Below are 261 nucleotides of genomic sequence, written 5' to 3'. Positions count from 1 at the left end.
TATTGTTGAGCATTTGTTTCGTCTCTTTATAGTGGTCGATCTTGTCGCTAAGCATTTGGTTATAAATGAAGCGGGCACAACCAAAACAGTTCGCAAAATAGTTTTTTTGTTCTTCATTTGGGTAGAGTCGATACTTGAGCCAATTTCATAATTATTTGTCGTGTTTAACACCTGATAAATCAACTTTTTTAAAACATAGAAAAAAGGACCCCCCCATATGGTACAATTAGGTTGTCGACTAAGACACGTACTCCAGGAGGG

At 37.2% G+C, this 261-nt stretch carries 1 pseudogene; it reads right to left on the bottom strand.

From position 1 onward, the window contains the following. Positions 1-124 (bottom strand): annotated as a pseudogene (locus tag ACYQ2O_RS13250) (helix-turn-helix domain-containing protein); the annotation flags it as partial. Between the last annotated feature and the right edge of the window lie 137 nt (positions 125-261).

The organism is Alkalibacterium sp. m-11 (assembly GCF_054658155.1).
The sequence above is the reverse complement of the archived record's forward strand: the minus strand, read 5'-3'. Positions and strand labels throughout refer to the sequence as shown.